Origin of the sequence: Microbacterium sp. (assembly GCF_029263575.1) — a bacterium.
Classification (GTDB): domain Bacteria; phylum Actinomycetota; class Actinomycetes; order Actinomycetales; family Microbacteriaceae; genus Microbacterium.
In genome coordinates this window covers 1-19,900 of sequence record NZ_JAJUFV010000042.1, presented here as the reverse complement: position 1 = coordinate 19,900, position 19,900 = coordinate 1, and the positions used below count along the sequence as shown (strand labels likewise).

The following is a 19,900-nucleotide window of genomic DNA, read 5'->3' as shown; positions in this document are numbered from 1 at the left end:
GTAGAGGAACACAACAAGAAGTGCTGCCTCTCTACCAACCGGAGAGGGGCAGCACTTCTTTGTCACGGCAGCCGCTGAGTATCGAGCGACCTCAGAGTCCCAGACCGACGACGGTCACGGCGACCCCCGCGGCAACGGCGAGCGCCGCACCGGCGATCCACGCCCACCGTCCGGCACGCCCGCCGGGCCGAAGCGCGGCCGCGAGCACCGCGATGAGCGCTGCGATCCCGGTCACCCAGATCACGATGCCCGTCACGCCGGGGGCGCCGATGCCGAGAACGATCGTGCTGTAGCCGGTGAACGCAATCGCGACGAGCCTCATGACGGTGTGCTGCATCGCAACGACGACGACCGTGGCCAGAGCTCCGACCAGGTGCAGAAGGTAGGGCAGAAGGTTCTCGGTCTCGATCCCACCCTCGGGACCCAGCAGCACCGGCCACAGGCCGGCGACGACGCCAGCGCGCACCAGCGTCAGCACCACCGCCCATGACGTGAAACCCGGACCGGATGCCGGATCCGCCGCCGCACGCACATCCGCTCCCGCCGCGCGCACATCTTCGGGGTCGTGCTCGATGCTCATGGGTACGGTAACGGTTCAGTGAGCAGGTTCTCGCCGATCGGATCGGACCGGAAACCCGAGGCAACGGGAACGGTCTGGTACCGGGGGTGCCCGAGGGCAGGGTTCTGCGGCGGGTATGGCTGGGCGAGCTCGGGGATGTAGCTCTTCCAGATCTCGGTCTGTGCGAAGTCGGGGTGGCTGAAGTCGAACATAATCGGATCGATGTCGTGCGCCTTCATCGACGAGTGCAGTCGCGCGACGGGGTCGGGTTCGGCGCGGTCGACGATCTCGTACAGCTCGCTCAGCTTCACCTGGCCACCGCCGTCGAAGTACCAATCCGCCTTCCGCGCGTTCTCGGGGTAGCCGTAGAACGTGATCGCCTGCACGAATCGCAAGAACTCATACGGCTCAGCATCCGGGTGAATCCCGAAAAGGCGCTCGAACGAGGCGCGGAACTGCCAGTTGTCGGTCTGCTCGCAGATGCGCAACGTGCGCTCGGACTGGCTGTACTCGCCCAGGGCAGATCTCATCGCGGCATCCGGCGATGCGCCCACACCGCCGCCGGAGTTGTACGACATCTCAGGAAGCCACCGGTCGAACTGCACCGCGGTGATGACCGGGAACTCCATGAAATCCATGTTCTGCAGGTAGAACTTCGGCGCGCCGATGCCCTCGTGAAGCCGGTCGATCGAGCGCTGCAGGCCGCGATCGCGCAACGGCACATCGAGCACGATCTCATCCAGTGGAACTCGTGCGTGCCAGCGCAGGTTGACGGCATCGCGCTCGATCAACTCGTCGAGTGCGTGATAGATCGCCTGATCGCGTGTCACATGGCAGGCGAGTCCACCGCTGGGCGCGAGTCCGATGAGCGGCTCCGAGGGGTCGCGGTAGTAGGTGAACAACACGAGTTGCGCGGGCACCCACACCTCGTCGCCGGAGTAGAGGCGACGACCGGGAATCCATCCGAGGAAGTCGCTGTCGTCCCACCGCTCGAACATGAAATGCGGGTCGGCGTACTGCTCGTCGCTGAACAGCGGAATGTCGTCGGAGCCCAGGCAGGTGCGCCCCTGCGCCTGCATCTCTTTCCGACTGCCGTACTGCAGCCGGTCGCCCCACTGCAGGAATGCGAAAGAGCCGAGCACGCGCTCGATTCCCTCACCCATCGCAGATATATAGGCATTGGGCAGATCCAGCCCCTTACCGCCGCCATAGACCTGCGAGCTGTAGCCGGAGTTGAGTCCGGCCACACCCAGCACCCGACTGACGATGTGGTCGAAGTCGAAGTACTGACCGTGCGCGGTGTGCAGATGCGCCCCGGATGCCGGACGGAAGTACGTTGTCAGCAGCCGGATGAACCCATCCGGCGAGTGCAGAGACTCGATCTCCTCATAGGAGAGCCGCTCCTCACGGGTCATCGTTCGGTTGGCGACCGGCCGGCGGCGGTTCCAGTGCCGCTCTTCCAGTGGTGCGGATGCTATTGCAGTCATGAGTTGCGACCTTCCCAGTCGAATGTGACGGACGTGATGGCATTGACGATGAGTGTGGAGATGACCAGGGCCGCGATACGGGCGATCTCTACGACGCCATAGGCGGCGTAGGAGGACATCAGCAGATCGTTCGCGACGGCGAGGGGATTCCAGGCGACGATCGCCTGCAGCCATTCGGGGAAGGATTCCCGCGGCAGAGCCGCCCCGCTGGAGAAGAACATCAGGAAGAACACGGCGGCCGAGATCACCTGCACGCTGCGAAGCGGCAGGCGCAGTCCACCGAGGAACAGCCCCCATGACACCGCCACGTACAGCGACAGCAGCGCGGTGGCGAGGAACAGCGGCCAATTGGCATCGATCGACAGCCCATACAGCGCCAGCGTGACGACGATCAGGCCGATCAGCGAGACGATGACCGTCACCAGTGCGGTGGCGAACTGCGCCCCGAAGAAGATTCCCGGGCTCATCGGCGACAGCCGGTAGCGCTTGAGTGCTCCGCGCGCCCGGTTCTCTGCCACATGGATGGACAGTCCCATGATTCCCACGTTCGCCGCGGTGACGGCCACCATCGAAGCCATGTAGGTGTCGATGAATCGGATGCCGTCATCGACCTCGTCCGTCGCGCCGATCGATCCGACGAACAGCAGCAGGATGAGCGGGAAGGCCAGGGAGAAGAACAGGGCTGTCGGTTCGCGCAGGAACAGCAGCACCTCGGTGCGAAGCAGAGTGGTGAACTGTCTGGAGATGCTCGTCATCGCTCGACCGCCCTGTCTTCGACGTGGAAGGCGACATCGCTGAGATCGGTCCGGCGCAGCGTCACGCGTGCCCGTCTGGTCGCCGGAAGCGAGTCGATGATGTGCTCCAGCTCCTCTGATGTTCCGTAGATGCGTGTGTTGCGGCCATCCTGGGCGATGACCGCGCCTTCGGTGACCCGCTCGAGTCCGGGGCCGGCGAGGCACCATTCGAAGGGGATGCCGGCGAGCAGCTCATCCGGCGTGCCGGCGGCGAGCGTGCGCCCGGAGCGGATGACGACGACCCGATCGGAGATGTCCGCCGCCACCTGCATGTCATGCGTCGTCACGAGCAGACCCGCGCCGCCGGCGGCGCGCTCTTTGATGATGCTGACGATCTCGTCCTGCCCCTGCGGGTCGAGGCCGGCTGAGGGCTCGTCGAGAATTGCCAGCCGCGGGTCGTTGATGAACGCCAGCGCGAGCGCCGTCCTTCTCTTCTGCCCGCCGCTGAGCGTCTCGAATGGCCGGCGCACGAGTTCATCCAGTCCCAATTGCGTGATCAACTCGTCGGGTGGGGATTCGACGCCGTAGATCGCGGCGAACAACCGCACTGCCTCACCCACGCGGATGCGGGCGGGAAGGCCCTCTTCCTGCAGCTGAACGCCCATGAGTGCGGCCCGTTCTCGGCGCCCGCCGGCCCGATCGCCGAAGAGGGTGATGCGTCCAGCATCCGGCGTGCGCAAGCCCTCGATGCACTCGATCAGCGTCGTCTTGCCTGAGCCGTTCGGGCCGACGAGGCAGACGATCTCGCCCGCATAGACGTCTAGGCTCGCGCCCGCGACGGCTGCCACGGATCCATACGATTTGTGCAGCCCGTCCACCGAGAGCAGTGCCTCAGCCATTCATCACCCCTGCCCGGGCCGATCGCGCTGCGTCGAACACGGCCTCTTCCTCTCTGAGCGCTGCGCCGGGCGCGAGCCCGACTCCGGGCGCCCCCGATCCGATCCGCAGATCGTGCCCTGCATCCAACAGCGATGCGAGTGCCTGCGTGGTCTTGTCGATTCCGTCCGTGATATCGTGCTCGCCGGACTTGTCGAGAATCGGCACCCCGAGGTGCAGGGCGGCTTCCTTGCCTCCCATGCGCATCGCTCCGGGCGCTCGCAGCGACGCGATGCGGTCGTGGTACGGCAGCACGCGGGCGGCGTCGGCGAGATGCGGTGCGCGCACCACGGCGCGCAAAGACGCCTGCCGGAAGGATGCTGTCATCAGCGGCACGACGGTGAGATCGGTGCCTGTGATCCAGTCGACGGCGTCGTGAAGCGCGTCATCGTCCGCCGCGGCCAGTGACTGCAGCGCGTCGGAAGGGCTGTGCGCGCACGGGCGGCCTTCCCGTCGGGCGATGAGTGCGTCCAGCAACAGCGGCAGCGATTCGCAGGTGACATCATCCGCGCCATGAGCCTCGATCGCGTCGATCGCCTGGCGCGATGGCCGCAGCGCGACCGACAGTCCGGCATCCCGCGCTGCCGTGAGCAGGCGCGCGGTATCGTCACCGGCCGTCGACCCGATGCACAGCCAGCGCATGCCGAGTGCCGCGAGTGATTGCAGCAGCGATGCATCGCACGAAGCGGCGGGCCACCACCCCTGCGGGCCGGTCGGCTCCGTCTCGATCCATTCGCCGCCCCATTCAGCGGTGTCGCCCGCCTCGCGTGCGAGCAGCCACGACGCCAGCGAGACCCCGAGTCGTCGTTCGACCACGACGTCTGCCGAGCGCTCCAGCTCGAGCGTCGTCCGCACGATGTCGCGGAGCGACCCGTCCCGTGGCGAGCGCAGATAACCCTCGCCGGTCGCATGCGCATCAGACAGCATGAGCGACCACCGCCTTGCGCCGCAGGCGTCGGAACACCAGCCCTTGGAAGAGCAGGTGCGTGAGCACAGCGGGAATGACCGAGCCGGCCAGCAGCGCCTGAAGCCCCATGAGCGCTCCGCCGACCGACTTCGACACGATCGACGGCACCCCGAAGCTGATGTGGTGCAGTCCGAACAGCAGTGCTCCGAGGGCGATCGCCGCAACAGCTCCCCACTGCGCGACGACCGCGTGCTGTAGCATCCCGCGGAAGATCAACTCCTCCGCGACCGCGCATGCCACCGCCAGCGCCCACCAGAGTCCGGGGCGCGTGATGAGGTCGCTGGTCGCACTGCGGGCCGCACCGGATTCGAGCAGCCCGGCTGCGCGCACCTGCGCCGACGCGACGGCGAGTTCGACGATGTACCAGATGAGTGCGATCAGCGGCGCAGCCAGCAGGGTGATGAGCAGCCACAGCGGATTGTGCACCCGCAGGACGGCGAGCGGGTCGAGCCGCCCGATCGCGATGAAGACGCCCATCGCCGCCACGAGCACGACCGTGTACACCACGGGGGCGTACGTCTCCACCAGAGGGCGGGCCCACCACAGCCCGCTCTTGGCGAAGAGGTCGATGACGAACATGCTCACACCGAAGAGCGCGAGCACTCCGATGGTCAGTGCGATGGCGGCGAGGGCGTCGGTCATTGCCGCTTGGGCCCTGGGGGTGTGCCGATAGGGATGAGCAACTGGACGAATTGCTCTTTGCCGTCCAGGCGCAGCAGATTGTTGACCCGATCATCCGCGAAAGCGGCGAGAGCGTTGACGCTCACCCCGAGTGCCGTGGCGGCGAGATACACGTGCGCGGTGACGATTCCGGCATCCAGCCCCATATAGCGGTACCCGCGCGTGCCGTACTTCCAGGAGACGCGGGGGAAATCGCCGGTGATGGCGAGCACGGCCTGCGCCGACACGATGAAGTCAGACTCGATCGTCGCATCCAGCAGCGGCAGGCGCAGATCGCCAGCCTCTTCCAGGATGAGATCGTTCTCGATCGGGTCATACGAGTACCGGCCCGGAGCAAGAGAGGCGACGTCATTCACGATGATCTGGCAGTCGTAGGACTGCAGGCCTCCGGCTGACGCGCCCACGCGCTTGGGGATGTCGCGCCTCTGGTAGCCCAGTTCGAATCCGGTCACGCCGAAGGACTGACGCAGGATGCCCGCCAGATGCTCGACCGGCAGCGGTTCGGAGCCGTACATCGGTGTCGATCGCCGCTCTGAGACCAGCCCCGCGAACGCGCGAAGCTCTTCCGGCGTGCGGTCGGGCAACGCCTGGCGGTCGCTTCCCGCACGCCAGACCCGAAGATCCGGCGCGCGCATGGTGGCGATGCGAGAGACCGGCGGGCCGTCCTTGCTCGCCTCGGCCCGCAGGGAACGGTGCACGATGTGGGCGGCATAGACGCCCTCATCGGATGCGAGTGAGGCGCCTTCGGCGAGGATGTCGAGGGCAGCGGCTGCCCACGACGGGTGACACGCTCCGTTTTCGACTCCGCGTTCGAGAACCGAGCGGATGCCGTCGAGCAGGTCTTCGCTCGTCGAGATGTCGGTCTGCGTGGGATCGGTGATGGTCACTTCGACTCCTGTCCATCTGCGGGCCCGGCTTGCGGATGCTGCGGGGCCTGCGCCCTTGCTGAAACAGCGACGAGCGCCGTGGTGAACCGTTCGACGCCGTCCTGGTCGAGCACATCGTCGACGACGACATCGGCGAACTCGGTGGCCACGATCGGCGCGCCGCCCGAGCGGCTGAGGATCTGCATGGTCGCGGCAAGCAGCAGTCCGGATTGCTGTAGCGCCACGCGATACCCGCGTGGTCCCTGCATGATCTCGATCCGCCACGGCACAGTCGTCACTGAGACGATTGCCGCCGCCTCGTCGAATGCGCTTCTCTTGTCCTCCGGCACGGCTGCGCGCAGGCGCTGCAGCTTGGTGTCGCTGATCCGTCGCATCCGCACGAGCCGATCGCTCGACGCCGGCAGCAGCCAGGTGTGTCCCTGCCAGACCACGACGATGTCGGACGCGTAGAGCACACCCGAGTCGCCGCCGATCTCGGCCAGCGCCGCGAGGCCGGGGCCGAGCGGAGCCGGCACCTGATCGAGCGGAATCTGGATGCCCGAGGTGTCGCCGTCAACGGTGGTGTAGGTGCGTCCCGACGCCAGGAACCACGAGCGCAGCTGCTTCTGCTCCTCTTCGGAAGGGGCAGAGAGCAGATCGCACTGGCGCCAACGCGCGTTCGCCTGGAACAGCTCGCTCACCGATCCATCCACGTCGTGAAGGCGATGCTGATACTGGTCTCTGGCGGTCGGATTCAGCAGCTGCAGGCCCGGACCCGACAGCACTGTCTGCTCGACGCCGTGCTCGTAACCCGGTTCTTCGGTCTCGAAGACGATCCGGTTCTCCTGCTGGAAGTCACTCAGTCCCGTCATGATGATCAGAGGAACGTGTGCTCGAGTTCGGCGCGGCTGGTGGCGCACGCAGGACAGCGAGGAATGGTGAGCACCCGGTGGGTCATCACTTCCATTCGGCTCGTCTCGACGCGGACGATGCGCTGATCGAGGAACCCGCGCTCATCGCGATCGTGTTTGGCGAGGGCAAGTCGCACCCACGCGGCGGCCAGCGCCGCGACGGCGGGGTCTGCACCGGGTCCCGACGCTCCTCGGCTCAGGTGGTCCTTGTAGATGATGTACTCGTCGCGCAGGTGGCGGGCGCCCTCATCCTGCAGGTCGTGGCAGAGGTAACAGGCCGTCTCGCCCGGGATCACGAGGGGGCCGACGACTGCCTCGGGACCGTCGACGTGCGCGTACACGGCGGGGATGCGATATTCCAGCGCCAGCGCGTTCGTGTCGAGGCTCAGCGGCGGGTCGAGTGCGTCGCCGGCGACGACGATGATCTGCTCGCGATCGCTCGCATCGGTGTCGTCGGCGTCGAGTGCCTGCTGCAGCGCCGGCAGATCCGCGTAGCGTGTGATGTCGATCCGGTCGTCGCCTTCGGCGAGTGTGACGAGCGTGTCGGCGAGGACACCGGTGCCGAGCAGGAGAACCGAGACGCCGGTGACCGACGTGTCGGCGGCGACGAGCACGCCCGAGTCGGCGAGCTGAGCGACGATGTCGGAGAGAGCGTCATCATCTTCGTTCCAGCGTTCGGCGAGCAGTGGTGCGGAGATCGGTTCGGTGGCGGACTGCACCACCCGGGACAGCAGCCGGCGACGTCCGGAATCACGCACGATCTTCGAGAACGCGGATCGACTGCCGTCACGTACGAAGACCTCGTCGTCGCCGTGGGGAAGGATGTGCAGTCCGGTGCGCAGCCGGTAAAGCGCAGCGTCAGAGATCGTTTCGGTCGGCCGTGCTGCGGTGTCTTCGAGTGTCATTTCTGTCTCCATCGGTCAGAGGATGAGCGTTCGGTCAGAGGAGGATCAGGGGTTTCACACGTCGAGGGAGCCGCCGCGACCGGCGACTCCCTCGACAACGGTGAATGTCACCAGATGCTGAAGTTGATAGAGCAGCAACACCAGCACCAGCAGCACCAGCCGCCAGGGGCGACGGATGCTTCTTCGGCGAAGAACTTGTCTTCCACCCGGTTGAGGACGTCAAGCATCTTTCGACCAACCTCTCGTTTGCGATGCGAGATGCGGACGGTTGCCCGCAATCGAACTCAAACAGACTCGCGTGCGGAGAACGAGAGCCATGGGAATGGATGCTTGTGGCACTCATTGCGGGTCCTCCGCACTCGTGCAGTCCTTGTGACACGCGCACATCGGTCCGGGCATATCGAGCAGTTGACGATGGGCATCGGCGAATGTCGCAGACGTCAGATAACCGAGAGTGTGCTGCAGATGCGCCTTGAGAGCGGCGATGCCCACTTCGGTGGCCTCGAACACTTTTCGGGCCGCGCCGGGTCCGGATGATTCGAACTCGCAACATCGGATGAGGCTCAGCCGATCGAGTCGGCGCAGCATCCGATGCAGTGTCTGCACGTCGACGTCGAACACTCCGGCCGAGATGTCGCGCAGGTCGTCCTGCAGTTCGCCGGCCCAGCGGGGCCGCTGCTGCAGCAGCATGAGGGCCAGCATCGCGAGCGTGGCCTTGGCATGGCTGTGCGCCCAGGTGCTTCGAACGTGATCGACCAGCAGATGCTGGTCATGCGTCAGCATCTGCGAACCCTCCGTGCGAGATGGAGGCGAAGGCGTGCACGAGCAGCCCCACGCTCCACAGGCCCACCATCCAGACGAGTCCGCCGCCCCACGTGCCCGCCCAGTTCGCCACGAAGGCATGCACCGCCACGGAACCGGCGACCAGCACGTAGCTGATCACGTGGAAGACGAAGAAGGCGAACGGCAACGTGGTCAGCTCGCGGCGGAACATCAGTGCTCCGAGGATGATGACCACTGCCGCGGCGACCAGTGCGAGCACTGACCACTGGTCGATGATCCCTGCGCCGACCACGGCGACGACGATGTGGAAGGCCGCCATCACCGCCGCCAGCACGAGCGCGTAGATGACCATCCGTGAAAAAAGTCTTGAGCGGCGGCCCCCCGGCGATACGCTCACCATTCCTCCTGTCGTTCTCCCGCCGTCGCGAACGGCGGCGGGACGTGATGACGCGTCCACCGTTCCACGCGTGCGAAATCGGTGTCAAGGATGCGGAAGCGACCGATACTTTCGTCTATCGAAGTCGAGCCGAAAGTTGCATCCGTGGCCGGCTGTCACAAGATTCCGGTAGTGGATGTTCGGCGATGATCTGCTCGTCGCGCCGGTGCTCACCGCCGGTGCCATGGCGTGGCCGGTTTACCTTCCTGCTGGGGAATGGGTGGACGTGCGCACCGGGTTGCCGGTGGACGGCGGAGCAGTGGTTAGCGTCGATGTGTCAGACCGGTCCAGCTTTCCGGTGTTTGCGCGGGCGTCCGCCTGGGGCGAGCTTGCCACGGTATTCGCCGGTCCCGTTCGTTGAGCGGGCCGACGAGCAGTGCCGCCCCGGGCTTCGCCGTGTGAGGACGCGGTCGGGCTAAGCCGCCAGCACCCCGACCAGGTACCGACGCAGAATCGCGCGGATATCCGTGTTCGTCCCCATGGTCGTGCGCTGCCAGATCAGCGCGTCGCTGATGTCGACGAGATCTTTCGCCTGACGCTCGGGGTCGGTGACACCGAGCTTGGTGAATGCCTTCGTGGCCGCGGGCACGAGCACTTGGGAGCCCAGTGATTCCGTCGTGAGGGCGGTATGCAGCTCGCCCGGTTCGAGGCCCACCAGCAGCGCATAGCGTGCTCGCATCGTATCGGCGTGCGAGGCCAGGGTCTCGATGATCTCGCTCATCGGATCGATGAGCTCATCCACGCCTGCTGGGGGGCTCAGCTGCTCGGCGAACTCGATGAGAGAGTTCCCTGCTTCGATGTGCAGAGCAGAGTGCACGACCAGGTGCTCGACCACGAGCTCGAGCAGCGCATGGCGGGTCGATGCGTGGTATGAGGTCGTGCCCTGGGGCACTCCAGCCTCTCGATCCACGGCGCGATGCGTCAACCCGCGCAGTCCGTGCTGCGAGAGCACCCGCGTCGCCGCCTCGAGGATCATGCTTCGCCGCTCGGAGGGTCGCGCACTGGAAGAGCTCATCTTTCCCAGGATAACGGCGCCGAGAACGCGAGAGTAACGAAATCACTACAAGCAGTAGCGGAAAATCCACTAGTTCTGTAGCGTGAGCCTCGTAATGCTGGGGAGGGCGTTCGCGCTTTGTTGGCGTACCACGAGGCTGGTGCTGGGCACCGCGTGTCATGACAACCAGAGAATCCTTCTTCGGCCGCGACCCGACGTGAAGAACTAGTGAAAAGGAAATTGGCCGAAGATGAAATCGATAACAAGGCTGCGCGCCATAGGCGCTGCAGCGACCATGGCGGTGCTTGCCACCCTCGCTGTGGGAAACGCCGCAACGGCAGCACCGCCTTATGAAACCGATGCAACCCTGACGAGCGTCGAGTTCACCGAATCGGTGGTCGCATCGAGCACCGAGGCAAAGCTGTCTGGAACGTGGTCCCTGCCGGACAACGCAGCGACACCTGCGGGCTTCGTCGTGAACCTTCCCGAAGGACTGCAGGGGCTCACCGACGACTTCCCCCTGCTCGACAGCGCTGACGTGGCAATGGGCGATTGCATCGTCACCGAGACCCAGATCATCTGCGACCTCGACAGCGACTACCTTGCGGCGAACCCGTTGAACGTGTCGGGCACCTTCTTCTTCTGGGTAAAGGTGACGACCTCTGTCACGGAGAACACCGAGACGACATACGACTTCGGCGATGCGCAGACGACCGTAACCGTCGCGCCGCACCCCGACATGTGCACCGAGAACTGCGAGTGGGATGGCGAAGAGACCATCAAATGGGGTGAGTACAACCGCGACGACAACACCATCAAGTGGTACGTTCGGGTGGCCTCTGACGCCGACGGCGCGACCGCCGGCCAGCAGATGAGCGTCGAAGACGTGCTCGGCCCGAACCAGGAGTTCATCACCGAGTACGACGGCCAGACCTACCCCGTGCTGACGCATTCGAACACGTTCGACGAATTCGAAGGATGGGAAGTTCCCGGCCCCATGGCCAACGTTCCGGAGGACCAGTACACGGTCGACGGCTCGACGGTCTCATGGACCGCGCAAGGGGGCTACTTCTACACGGTCATCTACATGGCGCAGGTCACGGATGCCGGTGCATCCGTCACCTACACCAACGATGCCCACTCGACCGTGGACGGAAACCAGGAGACCGCGACCGCCGAGGCTCACCGTCAGGGCGGCGGCGGAACCGGTGAGGGCGACAACGTCGGCACCTTCTCGATCACCAAGGACGTCGTCTGGAACAGCGAGCCCATCGACGGGCTGACCTTCGAGGGCTCGTACTCGGTGACCGCCCCCGATGGCGCGATCACCGAGGGCGACTTCACCGTTGCTGACGGCGCGACCTGGACGAGCGCTGAGTTCGAGACCGGGTCGACGGTCCACCTCGAGGAGTTCATCCCGGCCAACCCCGAGAACCTCGACTGGGAGACCCCTGTCTTCTCTGAGAACGATTTCGCGATCGTCGGAGCCTCGAACGTCGCCGTGAGCCTCACCAACGAGGCGTCGGTCGCCGTCAGCGGCTTCTTCGCACACAAGGTGCTTGAAGGCGACGGGGCGGACCTCGCCGCAGACCAGACCTTCTACCTCGACTACACCTACGAGGCAGGCGCTGGCTTCGAGGCCGGCTCCGGCACGCTCGAGCTGCCCGGTGACGGCACGATGGTCAGCTCGCCGGCGCTTCCGGTCGGTGCGGTTCTGACGCTGAGCGAGCGTGCCCCGGAAGGCGTCGATTCGGCTACGTGGGAGTCGTCTGAGCTGTCGACGACGACTGTGACCATTACTCGCGCCGAGGTGATCCCCATCATCACGGTGACGAACAACATCACCGTCAGTGAAGAAGAGCCCCGTGAAGAAGGTGAGCTCGCAGTCACAGGTGGCGCTGCCCCGCTGACCGCCCTCGCCGTCGCGTTGCTTCTGCTGGCAGGCGGTGCAGTCGCACTGCGTCGCCGCGTCGCATAACCGCTGGCGGTAACACAGAAAGAAGTGCTGCCCCTCTCCACACCGGAGAGGGGCAGCACTTTCTCGTCTGCTCGCCGTCCTTAGAAGATGATGTCGTGCGGCTCGTTCAGCTCACGCCAGCTCGGTGCGCGAGCGGTTCGGGCACCGAGCACGTCAACCTCGGGAAGCACGCCGAAATCGACGCCGGCGAGCTCGGCGATCTCCGCAATCGGTGCTTGAAACGTGCGAAACGCTCCCAGCGGCGCCACTGTGCGCAGCCCTTCGTCGGTGCGGACGAGGTCTGATTGATCGAGAATGAAGCCTGTCGCGGCGAGGCCGTCGGGGCCGCGCCAGGCGGCCACCTTCCAGAACCGTAATGGTACCTGGATCGCACGATACGGCGGATCGTCGTCGGCGAGCACCGGCGCGGTGAAGACCGACACGCGCTGGTCGGATGCCTCGGCATACGCCAGCACATGATCTTCGAGTCCCAGCCAGAGCTGCTTCGACTGATTGAAGCCCGATGCCTGCGGTGCCGCGTTCGGATAGAAGAAGGTCGCCCGCGTGGCCGCGCGGGCGTCGTCGAGTTCACCCCAGCCGGGGTCGCGCCGGCGCACCAGATGACCTCGATCGAGGTCATTGTCCCGGTAGATGTCATTGCCGGCCTGCTCGTGCGGCTCGACACGATCCTCGAGTCGCCAACTGCCGGTGCGCGGCACCGGACGCAGGTGCGCACCATCGATGTTCACCGCGGTGACCGCTGCGAAGCGGCGCTGGGTATCCAGCAGCACGGTGAACCGCGGATACGGCAGCTCGCGCGTCTCACGATCTGGGCGCGGCAGGGGCAGCGCTGCGTCCAGGAAGTCGGCGTCGTATCCGTCGCTCATGCTCTCATCGTGCCGGATGCGCGCGAACTGCGGGTGAACGGTCAGGGCCGAACGCGAACCGTGCGCCCCTCGAAGGTGACGAGATCGCCATCGCGCAACTGGCGGCCCCGGCGGCGCTCGGCCTCGCCGTTGACGCTCACATAACCGTCGACGATGACCTCTTTCGCGTCTCCACCGGAGTCGAGCAGGCCGGCGAACTTGAGGAACTGCCCCAGTCGGATGCTTTCGCCGCCGATGGACACGTCATCGTCGAATGCGCTGCTGCTCATGCCTAAATGCTAACCCCGTGCACGCGTCTACGACTCTCCGTCGAAGAGACCGCCGTCGAGGATCCAGTTGTATCGCAGACGCAGCGCCCGTTCGGTGCTTGCGACGAGCGCAGAGACGATGAGCGTGACATTCATCCAGCCCGGGAGCCGGATCGGGCTGACAAACGTGCCGACCGCATCCGCGATGGGCGGGATGCGGGTGATGTCTTCGACGAGTTGCGGAACCCCGAGCACGAGCGCAATCACGAGCACCATTAACGATATGAAACCGATCGCGCGGCTCAGGGCGGGATTGTTCCGATCCAGGCGTGCGCGCCGGCCCTCTGCCGACGCGGGGTCAGGCGCCAGCATCCGAGAGCTTCCATCGTCTCGGACGAAGTGGCAGCGCTTGATGCCATAACTGCTGGTGGCCACCTCGATCGTTCCGCCGGGAACGGTGAACGCCGCGGGAAGCTTCGAGCGCGAGTGATTGCGCCCGTCCAGATAGAGCTTCGCCCATACCTCACCGTTCGAATCACCCGCGGTTCGCACGTCGACCGACCAGACGTTCGTGGCGCCTGCTCGGGCGTCCAGACGCAGATGGAACAGCGAACGTGTGAACAGCTGCCACCAGCGGTAGCGCTTCAGCGGATGACCATCTCCGGGCTTAGCTCTGCGTGCCATGTCATCGACGTTATGAGGCGCGCGCGTGGCTGAGAAGTGCACAATCGTCCTCTTCATGCATGACATTGGTCACTTCTCGACCACAGGGGAAGTCAACGTGAGGGGGAGACGTCGGAGCTTTCTTTGTTTAGATCTGAAGATAGCGTCGAAGACTTCCCGCGAGTATGGGCGGCAGCAAGTATCAAAGCAGCTTGACGAGAAGCTCGGTGTTCCCTAAAGTTTGTTTAGCTTTAAACAAAGGGGTTCTGATGGCATCGTCCAGCGCACGTACTGACGTCACTCGCTCGGCCGTACTCGCGCACATCGGCGGACACGGACCGACGTCGCGCGCCGACCTCGCACGCGAACTTCGGGTCTCTCCCGCACTGATCACGCAGCACACTCGTCAGCTGATCTCCGACGGGCTCCTCCAAGAGCTCGCGCACAGTCCCTCGCAGGGCGGCCGCCCCGCCCGCCTTCTCGGTCTCGTAGCCGACGCCGGTCGCGCGATCGGAGTGAAGGTCGTCACAGATCACGTGGCGCTGGTCGAGGTCGGGATCGATGGCAACGTCATCCGCTCGGCGACGGAGCCCTTCGATGCCGCATCGGGCACCGCGATCATGCAGCTGGCCGCCTTGCTTCGCGCATTCATCGACGGCAGCACCGGAAGCGCCCCGCTGCTCGGCATCGGGGTGGGCGTTCCCGGCAACGTCGATGAGCAGGATGTCGGCACCGTCGACTCCACTCAACTCGGGTGGCAGCGTGTTCCGGTCGGCGAGGCACTACGGCAAGAACTTAGTCTTCCGGTGCTCGTGGAGAACAACGTCAACGCGCTCGCGATGGCCGAGACCCTGCACGGCCAGGCCCGTGGACACGAAGACGCGCTCGTCGTCACCATTGGAACGGGTGTCGGCGCCGGGATCATCGCGGAGGGGCAGCTGTTGCGCGGTCGCGCCGGTGGCGCGGGCGAGATCGGCCACCTGCCCGTCCTGGAAGACGGCCCGCTCTGCCAGTGCGGTGCGCACGGCTGTCTCGAAGCGCTTGTCGGGCAGGACGCGCTCATCGACCGCGCACGGCGCGACGGACTCATCGGACCCAATGCCGGTATCGCCGCGCTGCGTACCCTTGCCGACGCGGAAGACCCGCGCGCCCAGCAGCTGTACTCCACCGCCGGTCACCTGCTCGGCCGGGCACTCGCCGGAATCGTGAACATCATCGATCCAGAGATCGTGATTGTCCTCGGTGAGGGCGCAGATGCCTGGCGACACTGGTCGTTCGGGTTCGAACCGTCACTGCGCGGCGCGCTGCTGCCCCGCAATCGGGCGATCCCCGTCGCAGTCGAGACCTGGCAGGACGATCGCTGGGCACAGGGCGCCGCTTCGCTCGTGCTGGCGACGCCGTTCGACGCCTCGGGACGTTCGGGTGAACAGGGCCGGCTCGTGCGCGAACGCCTCGCACTGGTGCGCCCGACCGAGGACGGGGCGCTCGAATGAGCCTCGTGAGTGCCGTCGCTCCGTCGGCGTCGCCCGAGAGCCCCGAACCTCGTCGCCCAGCTATCGCGAACCGGACGGCAGGACGACGCAAGAAGCGACTGCGCTACACGCTCACTGTCCTTGCCTTCCTCCTCCCCAGTGCGATCCCGCTGGCGATGTTCACGCTTTACCCGATGGTCGGAGCGCTGTGGACGAGTCTGCACGAGTGGAACCTCCTCGCCCCGATGGAGTGGGTCGGATTCGACAACTACGTGCACCTGTTCCAGGACTCAGACACGCAACGCGCATTCCTGAACACACTCACCTACCTGGTCGGCTATCTGCCGATCGTGTACGTCGGCGGCCTTGCCCTCGCTCTCGCGCTCAATCAGCGAGTGAGCGGGCGAAACCTGCTGCGCGGGGTCTACTTCCTGCCTGTGGTGACCAGCTGGATCGTCGTCGCACTCGTCTGGCGCTGGCTGCTGAACCCCTCCGTCGGCATCGTCAACGCCGCCCTCGGCGTCTTCGGAATCGACGGGCCCGGATGGTGGACCGATCCGATGTGGGCGATGCCCTCGATCATCCTCGCCTCGGCGTGGAAGGACCTCGGGTTCGTCATGATCATCCTTCTCGCGGGACTCCAGGCCATTCCGCAAGAGCTGTACGAGGCGGCGACCGTCGACGGCGCTGGACCCTGGCGGCGACTGTTCAACGTCACGCTTCCGCTGCTTTCGCCCTCGACCTTCTTCGTCGTCGTCATCTCACTGATCAACGGATTCCAGGTCTTCGACCAGGTGTACGCGATGACAGGAGGCGGGCCGGCCGGCTCGACGACCGTCGTCGTGCAGCAGATCTACGACCTCACAGTCCGCTACGGCTCTGCCGGCGAAGCATCCGCTCTTTCCTGGATGCTGTTCATCCTCGTGCTCGGAGTCACCGTCATCCAGATCATCGGGCAGAAAAGGTGGGTGACCTATGCGTGAGCGCACAAAGCGGATCGTGCTGACACTGACACTCATCGTCGGCGCGCTGATCATGTTCTTCCCGTTCCTGTGGACGCTGACGACCTCACTGTCTCCCGGCGCGGGGTTGGATGCCACGCCGCAGTTGATTCCGGATGACCCCTCGTTCTCGGCCTACCGAGAGCTGTTCGAGAACACCCCGTTCGCCCGCGTGATCGCGAACTCCCTCGGCTTGGCGGTCGTCACCACGCTGCTGCAGTTGACCACCAGCGCACTGGCCGCGTACGCATTCAGCCGCCTGCACTTCCCCGGCCGTGACCTCGTCTTCGCGCTGTACCTGGCGACGATGATGATCCCGATCCAGGTGCTGATCGTGCCGTTGTTCGTGCAGATGCGCGATCTCGGCCTCGTCGACACCTACCTCGGTGTGCTGCTGCCCGGCGTCGCCAGCGCGTTCGGCGTCTTCCTGTTGCGGCAGGCGATGAACTCCGTCCCGCGAGAGCTGGATGAAGCCGCAACCCTCGACGGCGCTGGGCACTTCAGAATCTTCGGTCGCATCGCGCTGCCTCTGATCGGTCCTGCGCTGGCGACGTTGGCGGTGTTCTCATTCATGAGCAGTTGGAACAGCTTCCTCTGGCCGCTGATCATCCTGCGATCTGAGCAACTGCAGACCCTGCCGCTCGCGCTCGCCGGATTGCAGGGGCAGTACACCACCCAATGGGACGTGATGATGGCCGGTTCCGTCGTCAGCATCCTGCCCATGCTCGCGATCTACCTGTTCGCCCAGAAATATGTCATTCAGGGTGTCGCCAGCAGCGGCATCAAATAACTCGAATCCCTATCCACGTACGACCCACCCGAAGGAGACACTGCAATGAAGCACACAGCCCCCATGGTCGGCGTCATCGCCGCATCAGCCCTCGTCCTGACCGCCTGCTCCGGCGGCGGCAGCGCAGAAGGTGACGACAATGCCCCCGTCGAAATCAGCTACACCAATTTCATCTCGAACGGAGGCAATGAGGAGAACCTCCAGAAGATCGTCGACGCGTTCGAGGACGAGAACCCAGGGATCACCGTCGAGGTGAACACCCTGCCCTACGCGGATTACTTCACCGCACTGCAGACCGACCTGGCCGGCGGCACTGTGTCGGACGTGTTCGACATCGAACAGGCCAATTACGCCTCCTATCAGGCCAGCGGCGTCCTCGCCGCGCTGAACGGAATCGACACGAGCGCGTACCAGACCTCACTCGCCGAGGCGTATGCCACTGATGGCACCCAATACGCGCTGCCCAGTTCTTTCTCGAACGTCGTGCTGTTCTACAACGCCGACCTGTTCGATGCAGCCGGTCTCGAATACCCGACGGCGGATTGGACCTGGGCCGACGAGCAGAAGGCTGCCGAAGCGCTCACCGACTCCGGCGCCGGCGTCTGGGGCGATTATCAGCCGATCAGTTACCACGAGTTCTACAAGGTGCTCGCACAGGCCGGTGGCGACTTCCTCAGCGATGACGGCAGCGCGGTCGCCTTCAACTCACCCGAGGGCATCCGTGCGGCAGAGTGGCTGGTCGGCAAGAGCGGCACAACCATGCCGACGGCCGAGCAGGGCGCGGGTACGCCTGACTTCGACAGCGGACTGTTCGCCGAGGGAAAGCTCGCCATGTGGCACACCGGCATCTGGATGTTCGGTGGCTTGGCAGACGCCGGCTTCGGCTGGGATATCGCCGTCGAGCCTGGCGACACCCAGCAGGCCAGCGCGATGTTCTCCAACGCGGTCGGCGTTTCGGTCGGGTCAGACCACGTCGCCGAGGCGACCATGTTCGCGGAGTTCCTGACCAGCGCCAAGGCCGCCGTCGACGTGCGCCTCGAGGCCGGATGGGAGCTTCCTCCGATCGCTGACGAAGAGCAGCTCAGCGCCTACCTCGACCAGGATTCTCCAGCGAACCGCCAGGCCGTGTTCGACTCTCTGGATGCTGTCGCGCTCGCGCCCGCGCTCGAAGAGGGTCAGGCCGAGATGCAGGACATCGTCTCAGAAGAACTCACTGAGGCTGCGGCCGGCCGCAAGAGCGTAGAGCAGGCGCTGACCGATGCGGAAGAGCGGGTAAACCAGCTTCTGGGATGACCCGATGCGGTGTCGGGGGCGATGCGAACTGTCCCCGATACCCATGAACTGAACTAGACGAACACACCGAAGCAGGAGCCATGAACACCGATCTCGACATCCGCGCATTGCTGCAACATTCGCGCGGCGTCATCACGACTCTGCAGCAGCCCAACGGCGCCTACCCGGCCAGCCCCGACTTCTCCGCATACCGCGGGTACTGCTGGTTCCGTGATGGCTCGTTCATCGCCGACGGAATCTCGGCCGCTGGCGAAGTCGCCTCTGCATCGGCATTCTTCGACTGGTGCACCATGGTGCTGCTGCGTCACGAGACACAGCTCGAAGCAGTCGTCGCCGCAGCGCGTGCGGGTATGCCGCTGCCAGACGAGCAGATGCTGCCGGCGCGGTTCACATTCGAGGGTGACTTCGGCGCGGATGACTGGTGGGATTTTCAGCTCGACGGCTACGGCACCTGGCTGTGGGCGGCGGCCTCGCACGTACAGCGCCACGGCGTCGATCCGGCGTCATGGCGTCGCGCGGCAGAACTCACCGTCGACTACCTGATCAGCTCGTGGCAGCGACCGTGCTTCGACTGGTGGGAAGAGCACGATGAGCACCGGCATCTCTCGACACTTGGCTGCATTGCGGCGGGACTGCGTGCCGCAGCCGACGGTGAACTCGTTGGCGCTGACCGTGCGGCGAAAGCTAGCGTAGAAGCTGACCGGATTCTCGCCTTCATCGAATCCGACGGTGTGAGCGACGGCCATGTCGTGAAATGGATCGGCACCACGGCGGTCGATGGAAGCCTCAGTGCGCTCATCGCTCCGCTCGGCGTGATCGCACCGGAGTCTGATCTCGCTGCACGCACGTTGGACGCAGTCGAACGCGATCTCTGCGTCGACGGTGGAGTGCATCGTTTCGTTGACGACACCTTCTTCGGCGGAGGTCGTTGGCCGCTGCTTTCCTGCTTCCTCGGACTCGCGCGAGTGGCCCAGGGCGACACGACCCGGGCCCGTGAGCTGCTGGAGTGGGCGGCATCGACGGCCATAGACGGGGGAGACCTTCCCGAACAGGTCGATGGCCATCTGCTGTATCCCGAACGTCAGGCGGAATGGGTCGAGCGGTGGGGCGACGTAGCGACTCCGCTGCTGTGGAGTCACGCGATGCTTCTGCGCCTTGCCGTCGAGTTGGGACTCGCCGCCGAGCGGGACCAGATCGCAACGGAGGTGACGGCATGATCCGCCACCGCCCGTCCGGTTCGGGGCATCCGTACTCGCACGACACCGAGCAGCGCACACCCGTGGTGCCCATCGCCGATGAGCCGCTACGGCTCGGCGTCCGCACCTCCCCC

Annotated in this window: 22 protein-coding genes; 7 read left to right on the top strand and 15 right to left on the bottom strand. The window is 65.3% G+C overall.

The features are described 5' to 3' along the window. Positions 1-91: 91 nt before the first annotated feature. From Q1J95_RS06395 to Q1J95_RS06345, 11 genes are all read right to left on the bottom strand, one after another. Complete coding sequence (locus tag Q1J95_RS06395) at positions 92-580, bottom strand: hypothetical protein (RefSeq protein ID WP_300266539.1); 489 nt, start codon at positions 578-580, stop codon at positions 92-94. Next, a complete protein-coding gene (locus Q1J95_RS06390; RefSeq protein WP_300266538.1) occupies positions 577-2,046 on the bottom strand; it encodes a YcaO-like family protein in 1,470 nt (489 codons plus the stop codon). Before Q1J95_RS06390 ends, Q1J95_RS06395 begins: the two co-directional genes overlap by 4 nt. Further along, a complete protein-coding gene (locus Q1J95_RS06385) occupies positions 2,043-2,801 on the bottom strand; it encodes an ABC transporter permease (protein WP_300266537.1) in 759 nt (252 codons plus the stop codon). Before Q1J95_RS06385 ends, Q1J95_RS06390 begins: the two co-directional genes overlap by 4 nt. Further along, entirely contained in the window at positions 2,798-3,679 is an 882-nt protein-coding gene (locus Q1J95_RS06380) for an ABC transporter ATP-binding protein (protein ID WP_300266535.1), read from the bottom strand. Before Q1J95_RS06380 ends, Q1J95_RS06385 begins: the two co-directional genes overlap by 4 nt. Continuing rightward, positions 3,672-4,643, bottom strand: a complete 972-nt coding sequence (locus Q1J95_RS06375; protein WP_300266534.1) for a hypothetical protein — start codon at positions 4,641-4,643, stop codon at positions 3,672-3,674. Before Q1J95_RS06375 ends, Q1J95_RS06380 begins: the two co-directional genes overlap by 8 nt. Beyond that, positions 4,633-5,325: a CPBP family intramembrane glutamic endopeptidase gene (locus Q1J95_RS06370; protein ID WP_300266533.1), complete on the bottom strand. Its 693-nt coding sequence runs from the start codon at positions 5,323-5,325 to the stop codon at positions 4,633-4,635. Before Q1J95_RS06370 ends, Q1J95_RS06375 begins: the two co-directional genes overlap by 11 nt. Continuing rightward, positions 5,322-6,251 (bottom strand): SagB/ThcOx family dehydrogenase, encoded by a 930-nt coding sequence (locus Q1J95_RS06365; protein WP_300266532.1) that lies wholly within the window; start codon positions 6,249-6,251, stop codon positions 5,322-5,324. Before Q1J95_RS06365 ends, Q1J95_RS06370 begins: the two co-directional genes overlap by 4 nt. Then, complete coding sequence (locus Q1J95_RS06360; protein WP_300266530.1) at positions 6,248-7,102, bottom strand: hypothetical protein; 855 nt, start codon at positions 7,100-7,102, stop codon at positions 6,248-6,250. The genes Q1J95_RS06365 and Q1J95_RS06360 overlap by 4 nt, the downstream gene beginning before the upstream one ends. Positions 7,103-7,107: 5 nt before the next feature. Beyond that, positions 7,108-8,046: a TOMM precursor leader peptide-binding protein gene (locus tag Q1J95_RS06355; RefSeq protein ID WP_300266529.1), complete on the bottom strand. Its 939-nt coding sequence runs from the start codon at positions 8,044-8,046 to the stop codon at positions 7,108-7,110. A 339-nt stretch (positions 8,047-8,385) separates the two neighbouring features. Further along, positions 8,386-8,829: a helix-turn-helix transcriptional regulator gene (locus Q1J95_RS06350; protein WP_300266528.1), complete on the bottom strand. Its 444-nt coding sequence runs from the start codon at positions 8,827-8,829 to the stop codon at positions 8,386-8,388. Beyond that, on the bottom strand, positions 8,816-9,181 hold the full coding sequence (locus Q1J95_RS06345; RefSeq protein WP_300266527.1) for a hypothetical protein: 366 nt from the start codon (positions 9,179-9,181) through the stop codon (positions 8,816-8,818). Before Q1J95_RS06345 ends, Q1J95_RS06350 begins: the two co-directional genes overlap by 14 nt. A 220-nt stretch (positions 9,182-9,401) precedes the next feature. On the opposite strand from Q1J95_RS06345, the gene Q1J95_RS06340 reads away from it, so the two are divergent. Further along, the gene (locus Q1J95_RS06340; RefSeq protein ID WP_300266526.1) at positions 9,402-9,626 is read left to right on the top strand and encodes a TIM-barrel domain-containing protein; all 225 of its coding nucleotides are present in this window, start codon (positions 9,402-9,404) and stop codon (positions 9,624-9,626) included. A gap of 54 nt (positions 9,627-9,680) precedes the next feature. On the opposite strand, the gene Q1J95_RS06335 is transcribed toward Q1J95_RS06340, so the two are convergent. After that, a complete protein-coding gene (locus Q1J95_RS06335) occupies positions 9,681-10,280 on the bottom strand; it encodes a TetR/AcrR family transcriptional regulator (protein ID WP_300266525.1) in 600 nt (199 codons plus the stop codon). A 229-nt stretch (positions 10,281-10,509) separates the two neighbouring features. Here Q1J95_RS06335 and Q1J95_RS06330 point away from each other — a divergent pair, with 229 nt between their 5' ends. Further along, positions 10,510-12,237, top strand: coding sequence for a DUF5979 domain-containing protein (locus Q1J95_RS06330; RefSeq protein WP_300266523.1), 1,728 nt, complete (start codon positions 10,510-10,512; stop codon positions 12,235-12,237). Positions 12,238-12,317: 80 nt separating this feature from the next. Here the strand turns inward: Q1J95_RS06330 and Q1J95_RS06325 are convergent, their stop codons facing one another. The 3 genes from Q1J95_RS06325 to Q1J95_RS06315 are packed head-to-tail and all read right to left on the bottom strand — an operon-like array spanning position 12,318 to position 14,035. Further along, entirely contained in the window at positions 12,318-13,103 is a 786-nt protein-coding gene (locus Q1J95_RS06325) for a DNA/RNA non-specific endonuclease (protein WP_300266521.1), read from the bottom strand. Positions 13,104-13,144: 41 nt separating this feature from the next. Then, positions 13,145-13,372, bottom strand: a complete 228-nt coding sequence (locus Q1J95_RS06320) for an RNA-binding S4 domain-containing protein (protein ID WP_300266519.1) — start codon at positions 13,370-13,372, stop codon at positions 13,145-13,147. Positions 13,373-13,399: 27 nt separating this feature from the next. Beyond that, positions 13,400-14,035 carry a hypothetical protein gene (locus Q1J95_RS06315; protein WP_300266517.1) on the bottom strand — a complete coding sequence of 212 codons (636 nt, stop codon included), beginning with the start codon at positions 14,033-14,035 and terminating at the stop codon, positions 13,400-13,402. A 248-nt stretch (positions 14,036-14,283) separates the two neighbouring features. Between Q1J95_RS06315 and Q1J95_RS06310 the strand changes: the two genes are divergently transcribed. From Q1J95_RS06310 to Q1J95_RS06290, 5 genes are all read left to right on the top strand, one after another. Beyond that, entirely contained in the window at positions 14,284-15,507 is a 1,224-nt protein-coding gene (locus Q1J95_RS06310; RefSeq protein WP_300266516.1) for an ROK family transcriptional regulator, read from the top strand. A 5-nt stretch (positions 15,508-15,512) separates the two neighbouring features. Further along, positions 15,513-16,469, top strand: a complete 957-nt coding sequence (locus tag Q1J95_RS06305) for a carbohydrate ABC transporter permease (RefSeq protein WP_300266515.1) — start codon at positions 15,513-15,515, stop codon at positions 16,467-16,469. After that, complete coding sequence (locus Q1J95_RS06300) at positions 16,462-17,277, top strand: carbohydrate ABC transporter permease (RefSeq protein ID WP_300266514.1); 816 nt, start codon at positions 16,462-16,464, stop codon at positions 17,275-17,277. The genes Q1J95_RS06305 and Q1J95_RS06300 overlap by 8 nt, the downstream gene beginning before the upstream one ends. A gap of 45 nt (positions 17,278-17,322) precedes the next feature. Beyond that, complete coding sequence (locus tag Q1J95_RS06295; RefSeq protein ID WP_300266513.1) at positions 17,323-18,570, top strand: sugar ABC transporter substrate-binding protein; 1,248 nt, start codon at positions 17,323-17,325, stop codon at positions 18,568-18,570. Positions 18,571-18,650: 80 nt separating this feature from the next. Continuing rightward, positions 18,651-19,787: a glycoside hydrolase family 15 protein gene (locus Q1J95_RS06290; protein ID WP_300266511.1), complete on the top strand. Its 1,137-nt coding sequence runs from the start codon at positions 18,651-18,653 to the stop codon at positions 19,785-19,787. The last annotated feature ends 113 nt before the right edge of the window (positions 19,788-19,900 follow it).